The organism is Arthrobacter sp. FW306-1B-F12A (genome assembly GCF_058781865.1).
Map to the genome: position 1 here is coordinate 1 of NZ_JBYSXD010000003.1, position 25,219 is coordinate 25,219.

Annotated in this window: 30 protein-coding genes; 21 read left to right on the plus strand and 9 right to left on the minus strand. The window is 64.2% G+C overall.

Annotation, left to right across the window (positions count from 1 at the left end):
• Positions 1 to 230 (minus strand): RHS repeat-associated core domain-containing protein (locus AC3WJU_RS02110; RefSeq protein ID WP_492259082.1); only part of this gene is annotated, 230 nt, incomplete at its 3' end.
• Between AC3WJU_RS02110 and AC3WJU_RS02115 the strand changes: the two genes are divergently transcribed.
• The 4 genes from AC3WJU_RS02115 (at position 147) to AC3WJU_RS02130 (ending at position 2,623) form a co-directional block, all read left to right on the plus strand.
• On the plus strand, positions 147 to 980 hold the full coding sequence (locus tag AC3WJU_RS02115; protein WP_492259014.1) for a hypothetical protein: 834 nt from the start codon (positions 147 to 149) through the stop codon (positions 978 to 980). The genes AC3WJU_RS02110 and AC3WJU_RS02115 overlap by 84 nt on opposite strands.
• On the plus strand, positions 977 to 1,450 hold the full coding sequence (locus tag AC3WJU_RS02120; RefSeq protein WP_492259015.1) for a DUF4304 domain-containing protein: 474 nt from the start codon (positions 977 to 979) through the stop codon (positions 1,448 to 1,450). Before AC3WJU_RS02115 ends, AC3WJU_RS02120 begins: the two co-directional genes overlap by 4 nt.
• Before the next feature lie 128 nt (positions 1,451 to 1,578).
• Entirely contained in the window at positions 1,579 to 2,049 is a 471-nt protein-coding gene (locus tag AC3WJU_RS02125) for an Imm26 family immunity protein (RefSeq protein ID WP_492259083.1), read from the plus strand.
• 202 nt (positions 2,050 to 2,251) lie between these two features.
• Positions 2,252 to 2,623 carry a recombinase family protein gene (locus tag AC3WJU_RS02130; protein WP_307052934.1) on the plus strand — a complete coding sequence of 124 codons (372 nt, stop codon included), beginning with the start codon at positions 2,252 to 2,254 and terminating at the stop codon, positions 2,621 to 2,623.
• A gap of 62 nt (positions 2,624 to 2,685) precedes the next feature.
• On the opposite strand, the gene AC3WJU_RS02135 is transcribed toward AC3WJU_RS02130, so the two are convergent.
• From AC3WJU_RS02135 to AC3WJU_RS02150, 4 genes are all read right to left on the minus strand, one after another.
• Positions 2,686 to 3,927: a UPF0158 family protein gene (locus tag AC3WJU_RS02135; RefSeq protein WP_307052933.1), complete on the minus strand. Its 1,242-nt coding sequence runs from the start codon at positions 3,925 to 3,927 to the stop codon at positions 2,686 to 2,688.
• Positions 3,928 to 4,182: 255 nt separating this feature from the next.
• Positions 4,183 to 5,478 carry a macrolide family glycosyltransferase gene (locus AC3WJU_RS02140; RefSeq protein ID WP_307052932.1) on the minus strand — a complete coding sequence of 432 codons (1,296 nt, stop codon included), beginning with the start codon at positions 5,476 to 5,478 and terminating at the stop codon, positions 4,183 to 4,185.
• A gap of 28 nt (positions 5,479 to 5,506) precedes the next feature.
• Complete coding sequence (locus AC3WJU_RS02145) at positions 5,507 to 6,220, minus strand: DNA alkylation repair protein (protein ID WP_148667512.1); 714 nt, start codon at positions 6,218 to 6,220, stop codon at positions 5,507 to 5,509.
• Positions 6,221 to 6,253: 33 nt separating this feature from the next.
• Positions 6,254 to 6,400: a hypothetical protein gene (locus AC3WJU_RS02150; RefSeq protein ID WP_306960266.1), complete on the minus strand. Its 147-nt coding sequence runs from the start codon at positions 6,398 to 6,400 to the stop codon at positions 6,254 to 6,256.
• Positions 6,401 to 6,532: 132 nt separating this feature from the next.
• Here AC3WJU_RS02150 and AC3WJU_RS02155 point away from each other — a divergent pair, with 132 nt between their 5' ends.
• From AC3WJU_RS02155 to AC3WJU_RS02170, 4 genes are read left to right on the plus strand one after another with little or no spacing between them, the layout of a single operon-like run.
• On the plus strand, positions 6,533 to 7,336 hold the full coding sequence (locus AC3WJU_RS02155) for a hypothetical protein (RefSeq protein WP_492259016.1): 804 nt from the start codon (positions 6,533 to 6,535) through the stop codon (positions 7,334 to 7,336).
• A complete protein-coding gene (locus AC3WJU_RS02160; protein ID WP_284991100.1) occupies positions 7,320 to 8,069 on the plus strand; it encodes a LamB/YcsF family protein in 750 nt (249 codons plus the stop codon). Before AC3WJU_RS02155 ends, AC3WJU_RS02160 begins: the two co-directional genes overlap by 17 nt.
• Positions 8,053 to 8,700 carry a 5-oxoprolinase subunit PxpB gene (gene pxpB / locus AC3WJU_RS02165; RefSeq protein ID WP_284991099.1) on the plus strand — a complete coding sequence of 216 codons (648 nt, stop codon included), beginning with the start codon at positions 8,053 to 8,055 and terminating at the stop codon, positions 8,698 to 8,700. Before AC3WJU_RS02160 ends, pxpB begins: the two co-directional genes overlap by 17 nt.
• Positions 8,700 to 9,593, plus strand: coding sequence for a 5-oxoprolinase subunit C family protein (locus AC3WJU_RS02170; RefSeq protein WP_441433365.1), 894 nt, complete (start codon positions 8,700 to 8,702; stop codon positions 9,591 to 9,593). Before pxpB ends, AC3WJU_RS02170 begins: the two co-directional genes overlap by 1 nt.
• 22 nt (positions 9,594 to 9,615) lie before the next feature.
• On the opposite strand, the gene AC3WJU_RS02175 is transcribed toward AC3WJU_RS02170, so the two are convergent.
• Entirely contained in the window at positions 9,616 to 10,821 is a 1,206-nt protein-coding gene (locus tag AC3WJU_RS02175) for a DUF445 domain-containing protein (RefSeq protein WP_441433402.1), read from the minus strand.
• A 206-nt stretch (positions 10,822 to 11,027) separates the two neighbouring features.
• On the opposite strand from AC3WJU_RS02175, the gene AC3WJU_RS02180 reads away from it, so the two are divergent.
• Positions 11,028 to 11,927: a glycerophosphodiester phosphodiesterase gene (locus tag AC3WJU_RS02180; protein ID WP_284991095.1), complete on the plus strand. Its 900-nt coding sequence runs from the start codon at positions 11,028 to 11,030 to the stop codon at positions 11,925 to 11,927.
• Between the two features lie 77 nt (positions 11,928 to 12,004).
• Here the strand turns inward: AC3WJU_RS02180 and AC3WJU_RS02185 are convergent, their stop codons facing one another.
• Complete coding sequence (locus AC3WJU_RS02185; RefSeq protein WP_492259017.1) at positions 12,005 to 12,742, minus strand: fumarylacetoacetate hydrolase family protein; 738 nt, start codon at positions 12,740 to 12,742, stop codon at positions 12,005 to 12,007.
• Positions 12,743 to 12,926: 184 nt separating this feature from the next.
• On the opposite strand from AC3WJU_RS02185, the gene AC3WJU_RS02190 reads away from it, so the two are divergent.
• Genes AC3WJU_RS02190 through AC3WJU_RS02200 form a run of 3 tightly spaced genes read left to right on the plus strand, consistent with a single transcriptional unit; the run spans position 12,927 to position 14,472 of the window.
• A complete protein-coding gene (locus tag AC3WJU_RS02190) occupies positions 12,927 to 13,415 on the plus strand; it encodes a DoxX family protein (protein ID WP_059388435.1) in 489 nt (162 codons plus the stop codon).
• Positions 13,412 to 14,164 (plus strand): AzlC family ABC transporter permease, encoded by a 753-nt coding sequence (locus tag AC3WJU_RS02195; RefSeq protein WP_059388436.1) that lies wholly within the window; start codon positions 13,412 to 13,414, stop codon positions 14,162 to 14,164. The genes AC3WJU_RS02190 and AC3WJU_RS02195 overlap by 4 nt, the downstream gene beginning before the upstream one ends.
• Entirely contained in the window at positions 14,161 to 14,472 is a 312-nt protein-coding gene (locus tag AC3WJU_RS02200; protein ID WP_492259018.1) for an AzlD domain-containing protein, read from the plus strand. Before AC3WJU_RS02195 ends, AC3WJU_RS02200 begins: the two co-directional genes overlap by 4 nt.
• Positions 14,473 to 14,526: 54 nt before the next feature.
• On the opposite strand, the gene AC3WJU_RS02205 is transcribed toward AC3WJU_RS02200, so the two are convergent.
• Complete coding sequence (locus tag AC3WJU_RS02205; RefSeq protein ID WP_284991092.1) at positions 14,527 to 15,147, minus strand: TetR/AcrR family transcriptional regulator; 621 nt, start codon at positions 15,145 to 15,147, stop codon at positions 14,527 to 14,529.
• Between the two features lie 70 nt (positions 15,148 to 15,217).
• Here AC3WJU_RS02205 and AC3WJU_RS02210 point away from each other — a divergent pair, with 70 nt between their 5' ends.
• The 5 genes from AC3WJU_RS02210 (at position 15,218) to AC3WJU_RS02230 (ending at position 19,149) form a co-directional block, all read left to right on the plus strand.
• Positions 15,218 to 15,541, plus strand: a complete 324-nt coding sequence (locus tag AC3WJU_RS02210; protein WP_284991091.1) for a thiamine-binding protein — start codon at positions 15,218 to 15,220, stop codon at positions 15,539 to 15,541.
• A 191-nt stretch (positions 15,542 to 15,732) separates the two neighbouring features.
• Positions 15,733 to 16,908, plus strand: a complete 1,176-nt coding sequence (locus tag AC3WJU_RS02215) for an ATP-binding protein (protein ID WP_492259019.1) — start codon at positions 15,733 to 15,735, stop codon at positions 16,906 to 16,908.
• 57 nt (positions 16,909 to 16,965) lie between these two features.
• Entirely contained in the window at positions 16,966 to 17,649 is a 684-nt protein-coding gene (locus AC3WJU_RS02220; RefSeq protein WP_307052925.1) for an O-methyltransferase, read from the plus strand.
• 15 nt (positions 17,650 to 17,664) lie between these two features.
• The gene (locus AC3WJU_RS02225) at positions 17,665 to 18,168 is read left to right on the plus strand and encodes a GNAT family N-acetyltransferase (RefSeq protein WP_306960729.1); all 504 of its coding nucleotides are present in this window, start codon (positions 17,665 to 17,667) and stop codon (positions 18,166 to 18,168) included.
• A gap of 90 nt (positions 18,169 to 18,258) precedes the next feature.
• Positions 18,259 to 19,149: a spermidine synthase gene (locus tag AC3WJU_RS02230; RefSeq protein ID WP_492259020.1), complete on the plus strand. Its 891-nt coding sequence runs from the start codon at positions 18,259 to 18,261 to the stop codon at positions 19,147 to 19,149.
• Between the two features lie 118 nt (positions 19,150 to 19,267).
• Here the strand turns inward: AC3WJU_RS02230 and AC3WJU_RS02235 are convergent, their stop codons facing one another.
• On the minus strand, positions 19,268 to 20,164 hold the full coding sequence (locus AC3WJU_RS02235; RefSeq protein ID WP_284991086.1) for a LysR family transcriptional regulator: 897 nt from the start codon (positions 20,162 to 20,164) through the stop codon (positions 19,268 to 19,270).
• 129 nt (positions 20,165 to 20,293) lie between these two features.
• Between AC3WJU_RS02235 and AC3WJU_RS02240 the strand changes: the two genes are divergently transcribed.
• From AC3WJU_RS02240 to AC3WJU_RS02255, 4 genes are all read left to right on the plus strand, one after another.
• Positions 20,294 to 21,670 carry an MFS transporter gene (locus tag AC3WJU_RS02240; protein ID WP_059388444.1) on the plus strand — a complete coding sequence of 459 codons (1,377 nt, stop codon included), beginning with the start codon at positions 20,294 to 20,296 and terminating at the stop codon, positions 21,668 to 21,670.
• Positions 21,667 to 22,410 carry a 3-hydroxybutyrate dehydrogenase gene (locus AC3WJU_RS02245; RefSeq protein WP_306960732.1) on the plus strand — a complete coding sequence of 248 codons (744 nt, stop codon included), beginning with the start codon at positions 21,667 to 21,669 and terminating at the stop codon, positions 22,408 to 22,410. Before AC3WJU_RS02240 ends, AC3WJU_RS02245 begins: the two co-directional genes overlap by 4 nt.
• Positions 22,411 to 22,455: 45 nt before the next feature.
• A complete protein-coding gene (locus AC3WJU_RS02250) occupies positions 22,456 to 23,598 on the plus strand; it encodes a GGDEF domain-containing protein (RefSeq protein WP_307052924.1) in 1,143 nt (380 codons plus the stop codon).
• A 166-nt stretch (positions 23,599 to 23,764) separates the two neighbouring features.
• Positions 23,765 to 25,201, plus strand: a complete 1,437-nt coding sequence (locus AC3WJU_RS02255; RefSeq protein ID WP_307052923.1) for a glycoside hydrolase family protein — start codon at positions 23,765 to 23,767, stop codon at positions 25,199 to 25,201.
• Positions 25,202 to 25,219 lie beyond the last annotated feature (18 nt).

Below are 25,219 nucleotides of genomic sequence, written 5' to 3' on the forward strand. Positions count from 1 at the left end.
ATCATCAGTCCTGATGGGTCGCTGCCGTTGACGGGGTCCGCGTTCGCGTACCCGTACGGGGAGTAGTTGTTCGGGTTTGCGATGTCGAGGACCGGGTCCGGGCTGGTGAAGGTGCCGGTGACGGGGTCGAGGTCGCGGGCGCCGAGGTGGACCCTGTCCTGGGCGCCTTCACGAGCCCGGACGCGGTCCTCAAACGCGACGACGCGAACAACTTCTCTCCGTACGTCTATGGGGAAGCGGACGCCATCAACAACGCAGACCCCTCCGGACTCATGGTGATGGGGCCGGCCCTCACAGACGGTGACGGGGGGTGGTACTCACACGGGTCCGTCGACGCCCGTTGGGAGGACTCTCACCCATTCAGCGACTATTTCCTTCCTTGGAAGCCGGTCGCGGACCAACGATCCTACGTCCCCGTAGTACCCGCGTACCAACCGATCGGGACGCCATACAACCCGATTACCGGAGATCCGGTCCGCGGCCATCGCGGATTGAACGAGCGAACACCCTACCCAGACGGGTGGGAAGAGACCCAGATCAACACGATGTTTATCTCAGTGGACATTCTCACTCTGGGTAGCGCTACACCGGAGCTGGGAGCCGCCGCCGCCGCAAGGGCCGCTGCAAAGGCTGCGGCAGGGGACGCTGCCGCCGCTACCGAAAGGCGTGCTGCGGAAAAGGCCGTGGAGGACATCGCGGAGAAAGCCGCGGTCAACGGTGAGACGACTGCAACTAAGCTTGGACGGCAAATGCACGCGTCTTGGGACTATGGTCCGGGATTCCAGAAGGAGTTCACACTTCGAGCTGGGGGACGCGTCGACGCAATCAACTTCGACACGCGTGAGGTCCTCGAACTCAAGCCCAACAACCCACGTCAGATTACTCTGGGCAATAAGCAACTCGCCGGCTACATTGCGAAGCTCAACGAGCAGTTCCCTGGCAAGCCATGGACAGGAAGGGTAGTGACCTACGACAAATGAGCACACGCAACATCATCCAGACGACATTCGACGAATTCGGCAAGTCTCTCGGTGGATCAAAGAAATCCGGTTCCTGGTATATCACCGGACCTGAAGCCATCGCCGTCCTGAACCTACAGAAGTCGCAATACGGTCCGCGTTACTACCTCAACGTCGGCCTTTGGTTCTTGGGTGTCGGCCCCGCAACAAACCCCAAACCGAGCCACTGCCACGTTCAGAGCCGCCTTGAGTCATTGGTCCCAGCCGCTGACCGGCAGCATTTGGAGGATTTGCTCGACCTCGATTTCGCAGTTGATGAACAAGAGCGAAGGGCCGAGCTGCTGGCGGTGCTTACGAGCCAACTGGAACCTTTGCTTGAGGCAGGGATGTCCGATAGCGGTCTCTTAACCGAGACAGGTCAACACCTCCTAATGAAGTCATTGATCGACGGCGACGGACAACGATATCTCGAGGCACAGGCTGCCAGCTGACCTGATCTGTTCTTTTCACAAGCCGCCCCAGGCTATGCGACGCCGGCGTCGACCCACACCTCGTCTGGTAGGACGCCGATGCGATTCCGGAGGGGAGAAGGATTTTAGTGGGTTCTGTTCAGACCAACATGCGCATACTGAAGCCCGCGAGGAAGAAGCCTCGGCCGGGTGATGTTTTTGTGCTGCAGATGCCTGACGATAGGTATTCCTTCGGTCGGGTGGTCAGTACTTCGGCGATGGTCGGGGGCCGGATTCAGTCACAGCTGATTTACGTCTTCAAAGTCCGGTCTGCTTCGAAGGATCTTCCGGAGCGTTCGGAACTTCGGAGCGACTGCTTGTTGGTCCCCCCGATGATGACCAATCTCTTGCCGTGGTCGCGAGGTTACCTGGAAACGATCGCGCATCTGCCTTTTGAACCCGGTGACATCCTTCCCCAGCATTGCTTCTACGATTCCTTTTTCCGGAAGTACGTTGACGAGCTGGGCAATGATCTTCCGGGCCCCGTGGAGCCGGTCGGAGAATCCGGCCTTCAGAGTTTCAGGACGATCGACGATGCCGTCAGCACAGGGTTGGGTATTCCGCTTGTTCCCGAGGGCTGACCATGAATGTGGTTTGGGTTTCCACGTGAAATCCTTGACCCGTCAGTCTGGGGTATACCCCAAAATGACGTCAGAACAGAGTGTCCTGCGTGTCAGATTAGGGTCTGTTTTCTTTTTATTGACGCCCGTCCTCCGACGTCTTGGATTTCAATCTGACGAATCTTTGTGAGGACCGGAAACATGACAGGGCAGCGCATCGAGTATGCGCGTTTCAACGGAGGCTCAGTCTACCGACAGGCATCAGGAGGACCTGTTGGACGCGGGCGTCCGACGCGACGACCTCGACACGGACCACGGCGTATCCCGGGCCTGGGTATCACGACCCCAGTTCGACCGCGGACTCGATGCACTGATCGAAGGAGATACTCCCATCGTCACCAACTTAGACCGGCTTGGGCGTTTCGCCCAGCGCATGCTCACCTTTGTCGGCGGACGGCCCCGCCGGATCACCGCCAGCCAGATTCGAAACGCTATCCGCCTGGTCGGAGGCGGCGAGCCTGCCGCGCAGGTCGCCGGTGATCTCGGCATGTCCCGGGCTACGTTCCACACGCGATCGGGGGCTCTTCCCAGCTGACTGGGCGGCCTGTCCTTCGGAATGGCGACACACTCGCGCCGGCACTGACCGTGCCCGGATTGTCAGCCCACGCAGATGTCATTGTCAGCGAGGAACTCGCGGGAGCGGCCCATCTGGCGGTCGGTGGAGAAGGCATACCATTCTTCGCTGAGGTACTCGCCGTGGACGATGTCGCGGAACCGGGCGAAGGCACCTTTGCCTTCGATCGCGTGCTCAAGACGCTCCCGGAGGCCTTTATCGTGCTGCCGTTCCGCGAAGGCCGCCATGTCCCGCCAGCCGTCCCGGGAATCGCTGCGGTCGATTCGAAGCCAACGCTCCGGTTCTTCCTCTACATCGACGGCGGCGTCCTCCCCGACGATCATCGGGTCGGTGGCGGCGTCGTCGTACACCTGCCCGGTGTACAGGTCGAGGTAGCCGCCGGTTGACAGTCCGGGATCCCCTTCCATTACGGTACTGAGCATGTCGAGGTCGACAGGCACGGCTCTGCCTGTCGGCGGCACGCCGCGCAGACACGCCAGAAGGTCCTCGGCCAGTGGCTGGTCACCGGCGCCGCCGCGCCACGTCAGCCGGTTGATGACGGACAGTGCCACCGGTTCGGCCTCCCGACGGCGCTGCTCCAGGGCCATTGGTATCCCGGCCCCAACCTGCTGCAGAACATCATCGATATCGTGTCCCATCACCGCTGCGAGGAAACGAGCAGCATTTGCCGCCGCGATTGCGCCCCGCAGTTCGGGCAGGTCAAGCCTGGGCACCTGCACCTGCAAGGGCCAGGCATGCATCAGCATAGGGTGCGGCTGGCTCGGCTTCCGCGGCGCCCGGCCTTCCCCGTCGTCATCTGCCCACCGGCGCCCGTACTGGTCCGGGATACTGCCCCAACCCCAGTACGGCAAGGGGACCTCAGGGCGAATACCCAACACATCCAACGGGTCCACTTTCACCTCCCCGACAACGCACCGGTGGATCCAAGCGTCGCCGAGGTCAAACGTAAACTGAAACTCGGCCCCCGGCTCCAGCGTCCGGACGACCTTGACAGCAGCAATGTCCATCGGCGCGATGATCGGGCCGCCGGTCGATCCGGCCATCTCAGCTCCCGTCTCTTCATCAGTAATAACCCGGCCATCGGCCAGGGTAAACAGTGACAGGTGCGAGCGGTCCCACCGGGCGAAGGCATCATTGATGGCATTGGCGAGATCCATGAAGGTATGCGACGGTCCGACCGCCAAGACGCGCCCGGGCCACGGCCACAGCTCCTCCCCGCGACCGCCGAGCAGTTCCACCGTCACCGATAACCAGGTTCGTGCCATGCCCCAAGGATGGCACGAACCGCTACGTAGCCATAACCGCCTAACCGCCGGATTCCGCCCATTCCGACTCGTGAAAACGTCTCCTCCCGAACCACCGCATAACCGATGCTCCCGCATCGACATCCATACCCTCGTCACAGGCAATTTTCGCTTTTGTGGGCGTGCTTAAGGTGATCGTCGGTTCACGCGGACAAGCCGGCAGCGTGAACCCCTGTACGCGTACTCCGCCGCGACGCGGCCAATTTCTTCGACCCCTCAGGCTTGGACTGGCAGACCAGAAGCGGATGGCGCCAGGAACCCCTCAATCGCGTCCGCCGCAGCCGGTGCCCCGCCGGACCCGCGGACGCGGGCACTCATCGCCTCGAGCTTGCCGCGCACTACAGGGTCGCCGCTGACGTCAAGGACAGTTTCCCGGATCAGTTCGGGGGAAAGCCCCTCCAGGGGGAGCCGTCGCCCGAGTCCCAGATCCTCCACCCGGCGTGCATTCGCGCCCTGTTCGGGCTGCAGCGGGAAGGCAACCAAAGGTACCCCGAAATAGAGCGCCTCCATGGTCGAGTTCATCCCGGTGTGGGAAAGGAACGCATCGGCGCGGGCTAGGACTTCGAGCTGCGGAAAGAACGGCCGTACCTCAATGTTGTCCGGGATATCCCCCAGCTCGGACTCCTCGACGCGCTCTCCGATTGCCATGGCGACTTCCCAGACTGTGCCCGCAAGTCCTTCCAGGCACATCCTGAAGAAATCCGGCCGGTCATTCAACGGGGTGGTCCCCAGCGAGATGAACAACAGCGGCCTGTCCTTGGCCCGGGGCCGCCAGGCTTCCTCGTTGCCACGCAGGCCAAGGCATGGGCCCACGAAGTGGAACCTGCCGTCGAAAGTCTCTCCCGAGGGCTGGAATTCCCTCGGGATGAAGGAGATGTTCAACGACGCAGGAGGTCCGCCAATGAACTGCAAATGGCCCACGCCCTGCTCCGCGGCGAAATCATGGATCCGTTGGCCAACCTGTTTCCAGGCCTCGACCATGCCCGGCGGCGGCGGGCCCGGCATGAGGTCCCGCATCGAGAAATGTTCGTTGGTGGCGTAGCTCGGTAGCAACGCAATATCGGGCAACGCCAGCTTCGCGGCAGCCATCTTCCCAGAGAGCGTCATGGCGTCGTAGGCCACCCCGTCCGGCGGGTCCTCTGCGAGCCGGGCCAGCAGCGCCGGGAATTCCTCCCTTGCGCCCTTGAGAATCCGATCGAGCAGTCCAGACATCATTCCGGACGGCATTCCCGCGAACATCCCCGGCATCGGTGACGGACCTCCACTAGCGGGCGCTGCGCCGCCGTCTGCCGGCGTCGGGCTGCCACTCGCGGAACGATCGCGTGGCGGGAGGAAGGCCGCCAGATCCTCTCCGCTGGGAAAGAACACGGCACCAGCAGATTCGACCGCTTTCGCATACTTCGCCGACGTCGCATAGGTGACCCGGTGGCCCCGGCGAACCAGCTCGGCGACCACCGGCAACGTCGGGTTCACATGGCCCGCCGCGGGCAGACAGATGAAGGCTACGTGCATGCCTTCGCTCCCAAGATCGGTGGACGCTTCATTGGGAAAGATCGGTGCTGTGAACGCTGCGCCGCCGCGATTTCAGCCCGGTCTCCAACTTGGTCCGCACCTCGCGCTTCACCCGGGCGGCAAGCTCAGTCTCATGCATTTCCAGGAAGGTTCGGACTGCGCGCGGATCCCACGGCACCAAGGACCGCAACGCCCAGCTGACTGCCTTGACCACGGTGTCGTCGCGATCGTTGATCAAGATGCCGACGACGCCGAGCGTCCGCTGCGTATCTCCCGTTCCCCAGCGTGACCTCGTGTTGAGCACCGTTGTGGAGACAAGCGCTATGCGCCGCCACCAATGATCCGGGCTCCGCGCCCAGCCGTCGACGTCGGCGTCCGAGATGAGCCCTTCGCGCCACGCGGGTCCCACCAAAACGGTCGCAAAAGCATCAGCCTGCCCCCACGTAGTGATGCCTTCTCCCAAGTGTTCAAGCCGGGCCCGCGTCAGCTCAGCGAAAGCCGCCTGGTGGGCATTGATGAACTCCCAGCCCTCCCAGTCAAAGCCCGCTTGGACGAGCCCTTCGGCGAGATTGAAGACGACCGCCGCGTCCATCGTGGCGATTTCCGCGGAAACCCTGCGGCGGACGGCGCGGAAGCTCGCGGCGTCGTGCTTCTCCAAAGCGCGCAGCTCCTCAAGGACGCGCGCCAACAATTGCCCCGGTTGAGTATCCCCCGGAGAGACGAGCACCCCGTGCGAAGCCACTTTCGGCCCCCCGATTTCGCAGCCTCAACGCTACTATGCGGGGGCGTCGTCAGTATCCGGCCCTTCGGCAGGTTCCTGGCTGTGAAGGCCGGTATCGTGCGACACCCAACCCTCCGTTTCCCCTTCGGCAGGGGCGTCGCTGTGATGGCGGACTTCGTTCGGATCTGGTGCCTTGTTCATTCCGGATGCTTCCTGTCCTTCGTTGGACTGTTCCCGCGAACGCCTTAAAGTCTACGCCGGGGAGGGGGCGTGTGGCCTAGGCTAGGCAAGGAACTACCGAACGAATTCAACGGCTGAATGCAGAGGTGAAGAATGGCAAAGCGACCCAACCAGGCAGTAAAGATTGCGCAGGACACGGCCCACAACGCCATGTTCGACGCCAGCGGCAATGCCAAACCCGGTGTCCACAACGTGCTGCTCCGGGCCGTCGAGGTCCAACGTCCCCTTGTCCTGGCCAACCTGCGCCGCCTGCAACGCAAACACCCGCAGGCCACAGCGGCGCAGCTGGCCGCCAAACTGGAGCGCGACTACCTCGCCGCAGTCACCGGCGGGGGAGCCGCCGTCGGGGCAACCGCCGTCGTGCCCGGCATCGGCACCGCGGCCTCGCTGGGCCTTTCCGCGCTTGCCACCATCGGGTTCCTGGAAGGAACCGCTCTGTACGCCGCTTCCTTGGCCGAACTCCACGGAATCCGCCTCACCGATCCGGACCGTGCGCGAACCATGGTCATGGCCATCATGCTCGGCGAGGAAGGCACGGCCCTGCTGGGTGCCCTGAGCGGACAATCGCTCGGCAGAGGCAAAGGAATCACCCAGGCCTGGGGCATGACCCTCACCAAGAAGCTGCCCGGCGGAGGATTCGGGGTCATTCGCGATGCCATCCAGCGCGCCTTCCTCAAGCGGCTCGTTAAGCGCCAAGGCGCGGCCTTCCTCGGCCGGGCCCTGCCTTTCGGCGTGGGGGCCGTGGTGGGCGGAGTCGGAAACCGCGTCATGGGGCGTGCCGTAGCGGCCTCGGCGAGGGAAGCATTCGGTCCCATGCCGGACTTCATTCCGGGCGAGCTGCTCCCAGCCGCCCGCCAGAACGCGCTGGAAGGCGGGAATAGTGGATCTCAACGCTGATTCGGGGGAGTCGTTCGGCTCCTGGACCATGGGGAACGACGCATCAATGTTCCGGATCGTCAGCAGCGCCAACGTCGCCTGCGGCTTCCACGCCGGGGACCCGGTGACCATGCTGGACAGCTGCCGTGCCGCCTTCGAGCTCGACGTCCGGGTGGGCGCCCACGTGGGCTACCGGGACCTGCACGGCTTCGGGCGCCGATCGATGGACATGTCCTTCGATGAGCTCTTCGGCGACGTCCTCTACCAGCTCGGTGCCCTCGACGGCATGGCCCACGCGGTGGGCGCCTCCGTGGACTACGTCAAACCCCACGGTGCCCTGTACAACAGGATCGTCAACGACGTCGAGCAGGCCGAAGCAGTAGTGGCTGCGATTCACGCCTACGATCCCGGGCTACCCGTCCTTGGCCTGCCGGGCTCGGCGCTGCTGCGCCTCGCCGAGGAATCCGGCCACCCGGTGTTCCGCGAGGCGTTCGTGGACCGCGGCTACATGCCGGACGGAACGTTGGTGCCGCGCTCGCAGGAAGGCGCGGTGGTGCACGACGCCGGCGCGGTAGTCGAGCGGGCTGTGCGCTTTGCCGTGCGGGGCGAGGTGCTGGCCGTGGACGGCACAGTGGTGCGGGTTCAGCCCGATTCGTTGTGCATCCATGGCGATACCCCGGGTGCTGTCGAACTGGCGGCGGCGGTGCGCGCCGGCCTCGAGGAAGCTGGAGTGGAGATTGAATCCTTCGCTTGAGCGGGAGCTTTTGCCCTGCGGCGACAGCGCTTTCTTGGTGGAACTGCCCGAGCTGACCGCCGTCGTCGCGTACTACCGCGGGCTGACCGGGGCCGGCGCTTCGGTTGGCAGTTCAATGCCGGAGGGGATCATCGACGTCGTGCCCGCCGCCCGCACTGTCCTGGTCACCTTCGATCCCGAAACGATCCGTCCTTCCGACGTCCGCGACTGGCTGGAGTCCGCAGAACCGGCATACGACGTCGCCAGTTCGGGCCGCGAAGTGACCATCGAGGTCTCCTACCGTGGCCCGGACCTTGCCGAAACGGCACAATTCCTCGGCATGAGCGAAGCCGAAGTGGTCAAGCTTCACACGAGCTCGGAGTGGACTGCCGCATTTTCCGGCTTTGCGCCCGGCTTCGTGTACCTGGTCACCACGCATGAGCGGCTCCGCGTTCCGCGCCGGAACACCCCACGCACCGCCGTGCCGGCTGGCTCTGTTGGCCTCGCGGGCGAGTTCAGCGGCGTCTACCCGCGATCCTCTCCGGGCGGGTGGCAGCTGATTGGAACCACGACGGCGGCACTGTGGGACGCGTCCAAGGCCGAGCCCGCGCTGATCCGGCCGGGTGACCTGGTTCGATTCGTGGAGGCCTGATGGGGATAGTGGTGGTGAACCCCGGCCCCCTCACCTTGGTGGAAGACCTTGGCAGGCAGGGCTGGGCTTCCTTGGGGTTGAGCCCTTCCGGCGCGCTGGACCGGCAATCGCTTCGCCTTGCCAACCTGCTGGTGGGGAATCCCGCGGAGGCGGCCGGGCTGGAGATATTGCTGGGTGGGCTTCGCCTGCGGTTCGTCACGGCGTCGACGATCGCGGTGGCGGGTGCCGAGGGAATCGTGAGACTCAACGGGGCCGAGATTCCGCTGAACCAAGCCGTCCGGGTGGCCCCAGGCGCCGTGCTGGACTTCGGTTCCCCTCTGTTCGGACTGCGATATTACCTGGCGGTACAGGGCGGCATCGACGCGCCAAAGCTCCTCGGTTCAAGCAGCACGGACATGCTCTCCGGTGAAGGCCCAGCGCCGTTGACATCGGGTGAGCAGCTAGGAATCGGGCATGTTTCGGCGGGCAATGGCCTGGTTTCGGGTACGGGTTCGGGGACCGTTAACAATGCGCATGTCCTCCCTGCCATCCGCCGCGCTCCTGATCCGGGGCGCGCCATCACAGCCCGCGTGGATCGCGGCCCCCGGGCGGACTGGTTCGACCCCGACTCCTGGCGCCGCTTGGTCAGCCAGGAATGGACCCTGTCGCCCGATTCCAACAGGATCGGTGCCCGGCTGGTGGGCCGCCCGCTCACCCAGGCCCGGCTTGAGGAACTGCCCAGCGAAGGCATGGTGCTCGGCGCACTGCAAGTGCCGCCGTCGGGCCTTCCCACGGTATTCCTGGCAGATCATCCCGTGACGGGTGGCTACCCTGTGATTGCCGTGGTGCGTCGCACGGACCTGGACTTATTGGGCCAAGCCCGCCCCGGCCAGCGGATCCGTTTCCTCGGCTGAAGGTCCCCTCCACCGGACTGCGTCAGCCGAACACCAAGTGCGCTACCGTGAAGATCGCGAGCCCGGCCAGCGACCCCACTACGGTGCCGTTGATGCGGATGTATTGCAGGTCCTTACCTACCTGGAGCTCGATTTTTTGCGAGGTTTCCTCGGCATCCCAGCGCGCCACGGTGTCCGTGATGACCCCAGCGATATCGGAACGGTACGTTTTGACGAGGTACCCGGCAGCATCACCGATCCAGGCATTGACCTTGCCTGCCAGCTCGTCGTCGTTGACAAGCCGCGAACCGAAGTCCCGGACGGCGCTCTTGAAGCGCTGTGTCAGTTCGCTGTCGGGATCGTCGACGGCGGTGAGCAGCGCGTCCTTGATAGTGCCCCACGTGCGGGAGGCAAGTTCGCGGACCTCGGGATCGCCGAGGACCTGGGTCTTGATTGCCTCCGCGCGGGCGATCATTGCGGGATCGTGCTGGAGATCCTGGGCAAGATCACCGAGGTATGTATCGATCGATTGGCGCACTTGATGGTCGGGATCCTGCTGCACCGCCCGGACGAACTTGGAGATTTCGTTGTAGACCCTGTCTCCCACGATGTCGTCCACGAAGGAAGGAACCCAGAGGGGCGAACGGTCGGACACGAGCCGGTTCACCGTGGAGTGGTTCGCTTCCACCCAATCAGCCGCCCGGTCAACCAGCAGATCGACGAGTTTGTGGTGGTGGCCGTCGGCAAAGATCCGTTCGGCCATCCGGCCTACGGGCGGTCCCCATGGCGGGGTGAGCAGGTGCTTGCGGACCATGCCCTCGATCACTGCTTGGACGTCGTCGTCGTTCAGCACGGTGAACGCCCCGCGGATCAGTGCCGAACCTTCCTTGGCGATGCGCTCCGGGCCACCCGGGGATGCGAGCCACGTGCCGGCTTTCCGGGCGATGTCGATGCTCGCGAGCTTCTCCTGGACCACCTGCTCGGACAGGAAGTTGGTCTCCACGAATTCCCCGAGCGAAGCGCCGATCTGGTCCTTGCGCCGCGGAATGATGGCGGTGTGCGGGATTTTCAGGCCCATGGGGTATTTGAACAGCGCAGTGACGGCGAACCAGTCGGCCAGCGCTCCCACCATGCCGCCCTCGGCAGCGGCCCGCACGTATTCCAGCCACGGATACTGCCTCTGCAGGGCGAAAGCGGCCGTGAAAACCACCGCCATCACAATCAGGAGCGCCAGCGCCACCGACTTCATCCGACGCAGGGCAGCCGCCTTTTCGGCGTCGCCATTCCGTTGCCCGACGCCGGACCCAACCGTGGAGCTGTTCCCGGCACCTGCGTTCCGGGTGGCCTCCGCCGTCAGGTCGCTATCGCTGTCCGTCACCGGGATTTGTTCAGAGTTCACCTGCATGTGCCCAGCGTAGCCCCGTCGCTGTCATGGACGTGGGCTACCGTGTCCCCATGACGAATGACGAGCCCGGTCGCCCAGACCAAAGCACGGAGCAAAATACGCGGCCCATGGTCTACGCCCACCGCGGAGCCAGTGCAGCATTTGCCGAGCACACGCGTGCCGCCTACCTGAAGGCAATCGCCGACGGCGCCGACGGCGTCGAGTGCGACGTCCACCTGACCCGGGACCAGCACGTTGTCCTGCTCCACGACGCAAACCTGGACCGCACCTCGGACGGCACCGGTCCCGTGGCCGAGAAGACGCTCGAAGAACTGCGGCAGCTGGATTTCTCTTCCTGGAAGGGCGCCCGGATCCCGGACCAGTACGGCGCAAAATCGGACCAGCTCCTGACGCTCCCGGAGTTGCTGGAGATCCTGCGTGGTGCCGGCAGGACCATCGGCCTGGCCATTGAACTCAAGCACCCCAGCCCGTACCAGCTCAAGCTTGAAGACCGCGTGCTGGAGCTTCTCGGCCGGGAAGGGTGGAACGCGGAGACCTCCATGCTGGACAACATCCAGGTTTCCTTCATGAGTTTCAGCCCGGATTCGGTCAAGCACCTGCTCCAGTTCGTTCCCGCGGAGCACATCTGCCAGCTCGTGGACGACGTCACGGTGGAAGAAGTCCGCGATGAACTGGGCCTGGGAGTCATCACTGGGGGAGCCGTGGCCAACGTGATGAAGGCAGCCCAGCAGGAGGGCGAACGGATCCTCGACGACTGCGAGGTTGGACTCGCCGGCCCGGGCATCGACTACGTCCGCAAGCATGCCCGCACCGTCCAGCGCTGGCTGGAATCAGGCCGCCGCTTCCGGGTGTGGACCGTTGACTCGGAGAACGATGTTGCCCTCTGCCAAGGCCTGGGCATCCACGAGATCACCACGAACAAGCCGGCGCAGGTCCTGGCCCAGCTTTAGGCACCAACCAGCTTTAGCATCCCAACTAGCTCGCAGTTGTTGTCGTTTAGGGGCTCCAAAACGACAACAACTGCGAGTCAGATGACCGTGTTGCTGAGGGTTCCGATGCCGCCTAGTGTGATGTCCACCCGGTCGCCGGGCTGGACTGCCACGAAGGTGTTCGGAGCTCCGGTCATGATGATGTCTCCCGGCTCCAGGGTCAGCCATTCGGTGACATAGACGAGGCAATCCGTGATGGAGGACGGCAGGTTGAAGGAACCGGACCGGGCCTTGACCTCGCCGTTGACTACTACCTCGGTGCTGACGTTGTCCGGGTTCTCGATCCCGGTTTCGATCCACGGTCCGAGCGGCGTGTAGTTGGTGCCGGACTTGCCCTGGAAGAGCTTTTCGTCGACGTGGTTTTGATCCACGTTGGTGACGTCGTTGACCACGGTGTAGCCCAGGACGTGGCTCAAGGCGTTCTCGGCAGTGAGCTTTTCCGCCCGCTTTCCGATGACGGCGGCCAACTCGCCTTCCACGTTCACCGTGCCCGCGTTGCGCACGGCCACGATGCCGTCACCGGGTCCGGCGATGCTGTGGACGGACTTGTGCCAGGCCTGGATGGGCAGTACGTGGTTGTTGTTGCCCAGGTTGTGCCCGATTCCGAGCACCACGGAAGGCCGGACCGGGGCGAGGAGCTCGGCGTCGTCCGCGGAACTGGATTCTCCGGTGAAGGATAGGACCTCGGCAAAGGGATCCTCGATGTGGTCCCAGCGTCCATCGCGCAGGACAGCGTGCTGGGGGCCGGAAGGGGTCTTCAGTCGGGCGATGCGCATGGAACTCCTCGTTGAATTTCTTGTGGCGGTGGACTGTGGCGGTGGACTGTGGCGGTGGACTGTGTCAGGCACCGCCTAGAAAGAAACATACATCATACTGAACTGAGTCCAATACTCTGAACGCATAACTCAGTCCAAAACCTTCCGGTTACCGCGCTGGGCAGGGCTGTGGTTGCATGAATACATGCCTTTTTCATGGTCCGCCCGGACAACACAGACAATCTCCGCGGCGGCCATGAGTGCACTGTTACTCGTCAGTGCCAGGAAGCACTTCCGGCAGCCGAAATTCTTCGCTCCCGTGGTCCCGGACTATCTCTGCCGCGAGGACTACGCAGTCGGGCACGCTGAAGCCGGCCAGGACAAGACCAAACCAACCGCACCGCACAACGGCGCCTTGGCGGTCATGTCCAGGGAGGAATGGATCGCGGTGAGTGGACTGCTTGAGGCGGTTGCCGCCGTCGGACTCCTCATTCCTGCCACGCGTAGGGCTGCAGCCCGCGGCACTACGCTGATGTTCACGGCGTTCCTGGCCGGCCACGTGGACGCGCTCCGCCGCGCCTACTCGCCTACAGGTTCGGTGTCCGCTCGGCGGATCCACACACTGCGGCTGCCCTTGCAGATCCCTCTGATCCTGTGGGCATGGAGCTTGGCCGGAGCGAAACGGGGCGCATGAAACTCCTCGAATCCCCGGCAGTGAAGGTGGGCCTCTCCATCAGCATTGCAACGGGTCTCTACGGCATCTCGTTCGGGGCATTGGCCTCGGCCTCGGGGTTCAGTTTCTGGCAGACCATGGCGTTCAGCCTGCTCATGTTCAGCGGCGGCTCGCAGTTCGCCTTCATCGGCGTCGTGGCTGGAGGCGGTTCCGGCATTGCGGCCATGACAGCGGCCGCGCTGCTGGGGTTGCGCAACGGCATCTACGGGATGCAGATGAACGCGCTGCTGCGTCCCAGCGGTTGGCTCAAGTACCCGCAAGCCCACATCACCATCGACGAGTCCACGGCCACTGCCTCGGGACAAAGCGATTCCGACGAACAACGCCGCGGCTTCTGGACAGCCGGACTCGGCATTTTCGTGCTGTGGAACATCTTCACGGCTGTGGGCGCACTGGCCGGCGATGCCTTGGGCGACCCCAAGCAGTGGGGTCTCGACGGCGCCGCCGTGGCAGCGTTCCTCGGCCTTCTTTGGCCGCGGCTCAAGGGCCGTGAGCCGTGGGCGATCGCCGCTGCTGCTGCCCTGGCGACCATCATTGCGGTCCCGTTCGTTCCGGCTGGGGTGCCCATCCTCGTGGCCGCCGTGGTGGCCGGAGCCATCGGCTGGTTCAGCCACGGACGCAGCGACGAAGGGATGGAGCCCGACGTCGATCCCTACCCGCGCGGCCATTCCAGTGCTGACGCTTCCAGCCGCGAAAGGAACGCCGAATGAACCTCTGGGTTTGGATCCTCATTGCCTGCGGACTGGCGTACCTGACGAAACTTTCGGGCTATTTCGTGCCGGCGAAACTGCTGCAGAGTCCCCGGATGATGCGTGTGGCCGGCACCATGACCATCGGACTGCTGGCATCCCTGACCGTGGTCAACGCGGTGGCGTCCGGGCAGTCCCTGGCCTTCGACGCCCGGCTCGGCGCGCTGGCTTCGGGTGCCGTCGCACTGTGGCTCCGTGCCCCGTTCCTGGTAGTGGTCATCGTCGGGTCGGCAGCGGCCGCTGGGCTCCGGCTGCTCGGCTGGCGCTGAACCGCGACGCGCGGTTCCAACCATGCCGCGGCGCGCAACGCCGTCGTGCGCTGGTTACTGGAAATTCATCCCGGGGATGGGGGTCTGCTGCGGCAGCGGGCGCGACGGGCGCTCGGTGCGGATGGCGTCCTCAAGGAGGGCAACAGGCCGTTCCCAAGCACGGGACCCCGGCTCCATGGTGTCCACGGCGCCGATCAGCATAGCAACAAGGCGCACCATGTCCTCGATGGAAATGTCCCGGCGCAAGGAACCCTGGCCCTGGCCGCGGCTAAGAAGTTCAGCCATGGAATCGATCAAGCCGCCCGTGATGCCCACCAGGAGTCCGCGGCGGCCGGCGACGGCGCCCAGCAGGTTGGCGTCTTCGCTGGCAACCTGCACTACGGCGTCGATCACGTTGATGAGCCCGACGGCGGCATCCATGCCCGCGAGGGACTCTTCCACGACCGGGTCGACATGAAGCCTGAGTTGCCGCGACAGGGCGGCCAGGACGAGTTGTTCCTTGTCAGCGAAGTTGCGGAACAGTGTAGCCGGGCCAACACCTGCGGTGGTGGCGATCGTCTGGAGTGGAACCTCCGGGCCCAGCTCGCGGAAGCACTGGCGCGCCGCCGTGATGATCTTGTCTACATTGCGCGCAGCATCAGCTCTAAGTGGCTTGCGTTCCAAGGGCCGGTCCATGCTGCTCACAGTAGCAACGGAGGGGCTCCAATCACTTTTGTGACATTCTTGCCCGTGAAAGACTGGATTCATGTTGCTTGCCTTTTCAGTCGCCCCGTCCGGCCAGCCCGCTGCTGGCGCCGCATCCGTTGATGGCTCGGTGCACGATGCCGTTGCCGAGGCCGTGAAGATCGTCCGCGAATCCGGGCTCCCCAACCAGACGGACTCGATGTTCACCACCATCGAGGGTGAGTGGGATGAAGTGTTCGACGTCGTCAAGCGCGCCACCGAGGCGGTGAGCAAGTACGGGAGCCGGGTGTCCCTGGTGATCAAGGCGGATATCCGGCCGGGATATGCGGGGGAGATTACGGGCAAGGTCGAGCGGCTCGAGAAGGCGATCGCCGGCGGGGAATAGGCCCTTCGACTGCGCGCAGGTTCCACACTCGGACTTTGATCAGCCGGGGGTCTCTGATGCCTGCTTGTTGTTGATGGCAATCGCCTCCGATGACTATTGAAACGCCCTTGAGTCGGGAGCTTAAGCTAACAAAATGCGATGCGCGATAACAAGTATTGTTATAAGTTCGCATAAGTTCGTGTACTCACTCCATGGATCCTTCATTGAACCCATTCGCGCCAGGCTCTGGCGTGCGACCCCCGGAACTCGTTGGACGCGACAGTGAGATTAGGGCATTCGATCTGCTGATCGCTCGGACGCGGTCCAACACAACTGGGGATCGCGGAATGGTCCTCTCGGGCCTGCGAGGGGTGGGTAAGACGGTCCTGTTGAATGTCTTCGCTGAGCACGCCCGGCAGAACGACTGGCTCGTAATCCAGCTCGAAGCCCAGCCAGGGGAAGCCGGTAAGGGTGCGACGCGCGCGAAGCTAGCACGCGAACTTGAAGTTGGTGCTCGGCGGCTTCGGGGCAAGCCCGCTTGGGCCTATCTAAAAGAGTCGATGGCTAGTATTGGCAACATCTCCGCCAGCCTCGGCGCTACAGGCGTTTCGGCCTCCGTGACCACGAATCAGGGCAGCGCCGATTCGGGGAATCTCGACATCGATATAGAAGAGCTGGTCGAAGATGTATCCCTGGCCATGCGCAAGGCCCGGGCTGGATTCGGCCTATTCATTGATGAAATGCAGGATCTGGACGAGGAACTACTGACAGTCCTTCTGTCGGTTCAGCATCTCGCCGGGCAGAGGGGATGGCCCTTCTACATCGTCGGTGCAGGTCTCCCCAACCTTCCAGGCAAGATATCAGAAGCCAGGACTTACGGAGAGAGATTGTTTCTCTACAAGACCATCGGCCAGCTCACCGAAGAAGCGGCCGCAGAAGCCCTCACCCTGCCGATCAGCAGGCTAGGCGCATCGACGGCACCCGAAGCATTGTCGATATTGTTGTCCGCGGCCAACGGATACCCCTACTTCCTCCAAATTTATGGGCGTTCCGCGTGGGACGAGGCGCCGGACAAGGTCATTACCGCCGAGGACGCCCAGGTGGCGGTCCGGTACGGAACAAGCGATCTTGACCATGGTTTTTTTGAGGCTCGATGGCGGCGTACCACTCCTGCTGAACGGGTATACCTGAGGGCGATGGCTCTTGACGGTGAACAGCCTTCGTCCACGGGCGAAATTGCCGCGAGGCTGGGGAAATCTACGAACAAGCTCGCGGTCATTCGGCAGCGACTCATTACAAAGGGCGTGGTCTATGCGCCCGAATACGGATCGATTCAGTTCACGGTCCCGGGAATGGCTGGCTTCATTGAACGCCAGACGGAAGGCTGAGAGGGTCTCCGCTGCCGGTCCTTCCCTCCGGCCCGCACCCGGTGCCAGACTGGGGCCATGTTTGAACACAAGGCCCAGCCCGGCTGGGTGGCCGTGGAGGAATACTTGTCCAACGCCGTCGTCCGCCCGAACGCCGCGCTCAAGCATGCGGTGCAGTCAGCCCTCGACGCCGGGATGCCGCCTATCGAGGTGGCGCCCAACGCCGGCAAGCTGCTCAAGATGCTGGTGCAGTTGTCCGGGGCGCGGCGCGTGCTGGAAATCGGCACCTTGGCTGGCTTCAGCGCGATCTGGATGGCCCAGGGGCTGCCCGACGACGGCCGCCTGGTCACGTGCGAATACCTCCCGAAACACGCCGAAATCGCCCGGGCGAACGTTGACATGGCAGGGATCGGCCACAAAGTAGACATCCGGATCGGCCCGGCTCTGGAGACCCTTGCGGCGCTGGCCGAAGATCCCACGCGGGACGGTCCATTCGACTTTGTCTTCATCGATGCCGACAAGGAGAACGATTCCAACTACCTGGACTGGGCCATCCGGCTCGGGCGGCCGGGGACGGTGATCGTGATGGACAACGTCATCTGGGAGGGTGCCATCCTGGATCCTTCCATGGACGAGGTGAACGCTCCTGGCATCGTGGGGGCGCTTGAGATGATGGGCAAGGATCCGCGCCTCGACGCAACGGCCATCCAAACGGTTGGATCCAAGGGATGGGACGGCTTCGCGATAGCCCGCGTGGTGTGACGCTAGGCTGAGCGAATGGAATTTACCCTCCGCCCGGCAACCGTGGACGACGCCGAGCCCCTGACCCGCATGCATGTGGCTGCCTGGCGGGAAAGCTACGGGCACCTCTTGCCCGAGGAGTTCTTCGCCTTCCGTGAGGCCACCATCAACACACGGATCGAGAGGCAGCGGGAAGCCTTGGAGGGCTCATACAAACCGATGCTCGCCCACGACGCCGGCGGTGCCTTGGTGGGCATCGCCTTCGCCCGCGAGGCCCCGGAGGAGGACCGGCCGTGCGAGCTGCAACTGCAGGTGATCTACACCCTGCGTCGCGTGCACGGTTTGGGCGTGGGGCAAGCATTGGTCGACGCCGTGATCGGCAATTCTGCCGCCTTTCTTTGGGTGCTCGAAGACAACCCGCGGGCCCAGGCTTTCTACCGCAAGAACGGCTTCCGGCCTGACGGAACACGCCAGCTCTTGCCGCCCGAATGGCACGAACTGCCGGAGATCCGGATGGTGCGTGCCGCCGTCGGGGGCTGACCGGCGGATGGTGCGCGCCGCCGTCGGGGGCTGACCGCAAGGCTGCGGCGTCAACTAGGGTTGAAGCATGACCGGAAGAGGGCGGCAGTAGTGGCGAAGCGTGGCAAGGGCAGGGGAGCCGGGCAAGCTGCCGGGGTCATCGAGGTGCCCGCGGGCACCAAACCGAACGGTCCCATGGAGGGCGTCTACTACATCGACACCGGCGACTGCGAGTTGGTTGCCGACCCCGACAATTCCAACGGCTGGCTCCTGAAGATCAACGGTGTCATGAGCTCGCATATCGATGTTGCAGAGCCGCTGTTCCTGGACTTCGAGTACATGCGCTGGATAGCCGCGCTGGTTGAATCCAAATGGCCGCCCGAATCCAAGCCGAAGTTGCGGGCCCTGCATCTCGGCGGCGGAGCATGTTCCCTCGCCCGGTACTTCCACGCCGCCTACCCGGACGCGCGCCAAGTGGTGGTGGAACTCGACGGCAAGCTGGCCGACTACGTGCGCGGTTGGTTCGACCTCCCGAAGGCCCCGCTGCTTCGAATCCGGGTGGGCGAAGCCAGGGAAGTCACGGAAAGCCTCACGCCGGACACCCGCGACCTCATCATCCGGGACGTCTTTGCCGGTGCCCTCACCCCGAGGGCGCTCACCACCCGCGAATTCAACGACCACGCGTCGAGGGTGCTGGCGCCGGGCGGGCTCTACATGGTGAATTCCGGAGATGCGCCCGACCTCAAAAACGCCCGCGAGGACGCCGCCACCATCGCAGACACCTTCGCGCACACCATGATCATCGCCGATCCCGCGATGCTCAAGGGCCGGCGGTACGGGAACATGATCATGGCCGGCAGCCACGAGCCTTTCGGCGACGATCCGCAACTGGCCCGGAAGCTCCTCGGCGGGGCGGTTCCCGCACATATCTGGAACGACGCGAAAGTCCGGGCATTCGCCGTCGGCGCGCAGATCCGGCACGACCCGCGGCCAGCCGCCTGACCGTCACTCACCGAAGGGCTCAGATGTGAGCGAGCGTCCGCCGGGGAAGGCTTATATGTGAGCGAGCGTCCGCCGGTTTGGGCTCATATGTGAGCGAGCGTCGGCCGCGCGCCGCACCTTAGCGGCGGGCCAGAAGCAGCTCGCGGTGGGCGGCCGTCTCCTCTTGGAGGGCGTGCACGACGGCGGCGACGGCGGGGCGGCGCATCGAGTCGGGCCGCAGGACCATCCAGTAGGGGAGCAGCTCGGCGAAATGCGCGGGCAGCAGCCGCACCAGGTCCGGGTGCCGGTCCGCCATGAAGCACGGCAGGAAGCCGATGCCGGCCCCGGCGCGCGTGGCCTCCACGTGGACGAAGACGTTGGTGGAGCTCAAGCCGTCGCGCATGGACGGGACCAGCCGGCGAGGGGCATCGAGATCGTCCACTTGCAGCATGGAGTCCACGAAATAGACCAGCTGATGCCGCGTCAGCTCCTCCACGGTTCCGGGTACGCCGTGAAAAGCCAAGTACTCGCGCGAGGCATACATTCCCAGCATGTACTCACCCAGCAGTAAGGCCTCGGCCCGGTGCACCTGCGGTTCGCCCACCACAACTTCCACGTCCAGGCCGGAACGCTGCTGGAGCGCCCGGCGGGTCACGGTGATGATCTCCACGGTGAGGCCGGGATGCGATCGGCGCAATCGCGCCACAGCGGGTGCCGCGATGTAGGCGCTGAAACCGTCAGTTGCGGTCATGCGCACGACGCCGGCAATGGGGTCCGGCGCGCGGTCCTCCGGTCCCAGCGTGCCCACCGCCGCTTCGATCCGCTCTGCAACGCCCACGGCCTCGGCTCCGAGCTCTGTGACTTCCCAGCCGCCGGCCGCCCGCGCAAGGACCCGGCCGCCGAGCGCCTTTTCGAGCGCGGCGATCCTGCGGGAAACGGTGGTGTGGTTCAGTCCCAAGGCTTGGGCCGCCGTCGTGAACTTACCTGAGCGCGATACTGCGAGCAGGACGAGGAGGTCATCGGGATTCGGATTCATATCTGCAATTCTGCACACACTTGGTGCCATTTTGGCCATTGAAGCAGCACTGATGTGCGGCAATACTCATTGGAGCATTTCGTGTTGTGGATCACAACGCGTGTCAGTGTGGACACTAAGGAGATGGACATGAGCGTAGGACAACGCTCCGCAGCAGGGGCCGCCACCGGCAAAGGCGCAGGCCTCAAGAAGATCGTCGCCGCCTCGATGGTGGGCACCGTGGTGGAATGGTACGAATTCTTCCTCTACGCCACGGCCGCAACGCTGGTTTTCGGCAAGTACTTCTTCCCGCCCACGGGCAACGACCTCGACGGCATCATCCAGGCGTTCCTGACCTACGCGGTGGGCTTCGTGGCCCGGCCCCTGGGCGGCATCGTCTTCGGCCAGATCGGCGACAAGCTCGGCCGCAAACCCACGCTGCAGCTCACCATCGTGATTGTCGGCGTGTCCACCTTCCTCATGGGCTGCCTCCCCGGCTTCGCCGACCTCGGTTACTGGGCGCCGGCCATGCTCGTGGCACTCCGCTTCATCCAAGGCTTCGCGCTGGGCGGCGAATGGGGCGGCGCGGTGCTGCTGGTGGCAGAACACAGCCCCAAGGAGTCCCGCGGATTCTGGTCAAGCTGGCCGCAGGCCGCGGTTCCCGTCGGGAACCTCCTCGCCACGCTGGTCCTGTTCATCATGTCCACCACCCTGAGCAGCGCAGCCTTCCTCGGCTGGGGATGGCGCGTGGCCTTCTGGCTCTCCGCAGTGATCGTCTTCGTGGGCTACTACATCCGCACCCACGTGACCGAGGCCCCGATCTTCCTCGAAGCGAAGGCCCAGGTGGAGAAGGAACAAGCCATCAGCTACGGCGTCGGCGAAGTCATCCGTAAGTACCCCAAGGGCATCCTGCAGGCCATGGGACTGAGGCTCGCCGAGAACATCATGTATTACCTCGTGGTGAGCTTCTCCATCGTGTACCTCAAGAGCGTGGACAAGTACGACACCTCGTCCTTGCTGCTCGCCCTCCTGATCGCGCACGTTGTCCACTTCGTGGTCATCCCGCAGATCGGCCGGTTGGCAGACGCCTGGGGCCGCAAGCCGGTTTACCTGATCGGTGCCATCAGCGGTGCCACCTGGCCGTTCTTCGCCTTCCCCATGTTCGACACCAAGAATCCCGCGGTGATCGTTGCCGCCGTGACCATCGGCCTCTGCCTGCACGCCTTCATGTACGCAGGGCAGCCGGCCATCATGACCGAGCTCTTCCCCACCCGCATGCGCTACTCAGGAGTCTCCCTTGGCTCGCAGGTCACCTCGATCTTCGCCGGTTCGCTGGCCCCGCTGCTGGCGACCCAGTGGCTCAAGGACACCGGATCCTGGATGCCCACGGCAATCTACCTGGTGATCTCCTGCGCGATTACCGCCGTCGTCGTCTTGACGCTCAAAGAGACCCGCGGTGTGGCGCTGGAAGACGTTGACAATGCCGATGCCGTTCGTCACGGCCTCCCCATGGGTGCCCGCGCATGAGCCTCGAGGGCCGCAAGGCCCTGGTGACCGGCGGGGCGGGGGGCATCGGAGCGGCATGTGCCACGGCCCTCGCCGCGCGCGGCGCGAAGGTTGTAGTGGCCGACGTCGATGCCGCCGGAGCCGCGGCCCTCGCCGACAAGCTGGGCGGCACTGCCTGGGGCGTCGACTTGCTCGACACGGAGGCGCTCGCCGGACTCAGCCTGGATTGCGACATCCTCGTGAACAATGCCGGGATCCAGAAGGTCGCTCCCATCGAGGAGTTCGAACCGGCGGACTTCCGCCGCATCCTGACCCTCATGCTCGAGGCCCCTTTCCTGCTTATCCGGGCCGCACTCCCGCACATGTACGCCAACGGATTCGGCCGGATCATCAACATCTCCTCGGTCCACGGGCTGCGGGCCTCGGCGTTCAAGAGCGCCTATGTCTCGGCCAAGCACGGGCTCGAGGGGCTGAGCAAAGTGACGGCCCTCGAGGGCGGCCAGCACGGCGTCACCTCCAACTGCATCAATCCGGGATACGTGCGTACGCCCCTCGTCGAAAGGCAGATCGCGGACCAGGCACTGCTGCACGGCATCCCCGAATCGGAAGTCCTGGCGAAGGTCATGCTGACGGAGTCCGCCGTGAAGCGCCTCGTAGAGCCCGAGGAAGTCGCGTCGCTGGCAGCGTGGATAGCGTCCGACGACGCCGGCATGGTCACCGGGGCAAGCTACACGATGGACGGGGGTTGGTCCGCCCGCTAACCCGCCCCTCGATGTCGTAGGCTGGTGCGCACGAGGGGAGCAAATATGGGTCTCGATCCGGCCAGCCTGAAGATAGCTCTGGGCATTGTCGCGTCTACGCTCTGCCTGCTGTTTTTCGGATCGTTCCGCCGGACCCGCTCCGCGTACAGCGGCTGGTGGTGCCTTGCCCTCGTTTTCCTGCTCTCGGGGAATATGGCGTACCTGCTCGCCGGGACTCCCCAGCAAATCTGGGCGGGGCCACTCGGCAACGCTTTGCTGGTGGCCGGGGCGTTCAGCGTGTGGGCCGGCTCGCGTTCCCTTCGCTTGCTTCCAACGCCGCGATGGCAGCTTCTCGCCGGACCCGTTGCCACGGCGGTGGCCGCCTCGCTGGAGAACCCGGCCACCAACGCATGGTCCGGCGGACTGGTGTATTTGGCCATGATGTCCTTGGGCATGGGTCTGGCAACGGTTGAACTCTGGCGGTTGAAGCCCAGCGTTTCACAGGCCCACCGCTCCTTGGCGCTCGCCGCAGGAGTATTGGCGTCGTTCTTCCTCTGCCGTGGAATCGCCTATGTCCTGGAAGGTCCCGACGGCCCGGACTTCGGCACCTATCTCAGCTCGGCAACCACCAGTGTGGTCACTATCGTGCTTCTGGTCACCGTGTCCTTCAGCATGACTGCGCTGAGCAACGAGCAGCTCATCAACGGGCTCAACGAACGCGCCACCCGGGACGGCCTGACGGGGCTCCTCAACCGCACCGCCTTCATGGAGCTGGCCACCCAGGAAATCAACAGGCTGCACTCTGCGGGGTCGATCTCCACCCTGATCCTCGCCGACCTCGATCATTTCAAGGCCCTCAATGACAGCCATGGCCACGCCGCGGGCGACACTGCCATCCAGGCCTTCGCCGCCGCGTGCCAGGCTTCGGTCCGCCACACAGACCTCGTCGGAAGGTATGGCGGAGAGGAATTCACCATTCTGCTTCCAGGGGCCGACCTGGAGAGCGCGGAAATCATTGCCAACGAAATCAGCCGCCGTCTGGCCGCGGCAGAACCACCGGACGGCGTCACCTTCCCGACGGTTAGCTATGGCATTGCTCCCAGCACCCTCGCCAACGCCGAGGTGGACCATATGATCGTGGCCGCCGACAACGCGCTCTACCAGGCCAAGTCCCTCGGACGGAACCGCGCGGTCTGGGCAACTTCCTGACTGCGCACCGCACCGCCGTCGTGCGCTGACTAACGTCGCGCTGAGCTGATCCTGCACCGCTAGGATCGGTCCGCTAAAGCAATCTGCTTAAACGCTTGATCAAAAGTGTGACCTCGGTTACGCTTGCAGTGATCAAACGCTTTAGCAGAAATGGACATCAACGCCGATGACTTACTCAGTCTTCTTCCAACCCACCGATGGATGGGTCGGAGACGTGATCCCGTTCCAGAAAGACGGGGAGTTTTGGCTTTTCTATCTGCACGAGGTGCGGAACGACCCGAAGCCGGGAACGTCCTGGAATCTCGTGACCACCAAGGACCTCACGCGATTCGAGGACCATGGAGTGTCGCTGCACCATGGCGGAGAGGGCGAAGCGGACTTCAACGCCTACACGGGCAGTGTTGTGTGCGACGAGTCCGGGACGCACCACCTGTTCTATACCGGACAGAATCCCCGGCACCTCGGCTCCGACGGTGCCCCCCTGCAACTCGTCATGCACGCCACGAGCACGGACGGAATGCTGACCTGGATCAAGCATCCGGAACTGACGTTCGGCGCCCCGGCCGGCTATGAATCCGGCGACTGGCGCGATCCTTTCGTTTTTAAGGACGAGGCCAGCGGCCTGTGGCGGATGCTGCTGGCCGCGCGGCACGCGGACGGCCCGGACCGCCGTCGTGGGCTGATCGCCCAATGCGTTTCCCCGGACCTGATGGATTGGGAGCACACCGAGCCGTTCTGGGATCCCCGCCGGTACATCACGCACGAATGCCCGGACGTTTTCGCCTGGGGCGACTGGTGGTACCTGGTCTATTCGGAATTCTCCGAGTCCTTCACCACCCGCTACCGCATGGCGAAAAGTCCCGATGGGCCTTGGATCGTGCCGCCGCGGGACAGCGTTGACGGCCGCGCCTTCTATGCCTCGAAGACGGCCGAGCGGGACGGTCGCCGGTTCTTCTTCGGCTGGGTCGCCAGCAAGGAGGGCAACCACGACGACGGCGCCTGGCAGTGGGCGGGCACGATGTCCGTCCTCGAGGCCCGCCAGAACGACGACGGCACCCTCGCTTTTTCCCTCGCCGACGAACTCGTCGAGAGCTTCTGGGACGACATCCCGGTATCCCTCGGGGATGACTTTCCGCTGGTACTGCATGCTCCAGACGGGTACACCGCCATGGTGTCCGATGAGGTCCTCCCTCGCCAGTTCTACGCCCGGGCGGTTTTGCAGATCGAAGCCGATACCAGCGAATGCGGCCTGCTGTTCCGCTCCAGCGCGGACGGAGACGAGTCCTACATCATCCGCCTGGAACCGAAGCGCGGCCGCATGGTGTTCGACCGATGGCCCCGCGAAATCAGCGGCGACGCGCAATGGCACGTCTCGGGGGATGTCCCCTTCGAGATCGAGCTGGAACGCCCCTGCGAGCTGGCCTCCGGAGAGCACACCCTCGAACTTGTCGTCGACGGGGACCTCTGCGTCGCCGTCGTCGACCGGCAGGTCGCCCTCAGTACCCGGATCTACGGGCTACCGGACGGCCGCATCGGCGTATTCGCCGGTGAAGGCACCGCAACTCTCACCGATCTTGAGATACGTAAGCGCACAGACAACTAAATACCCAGCGCCAGACCT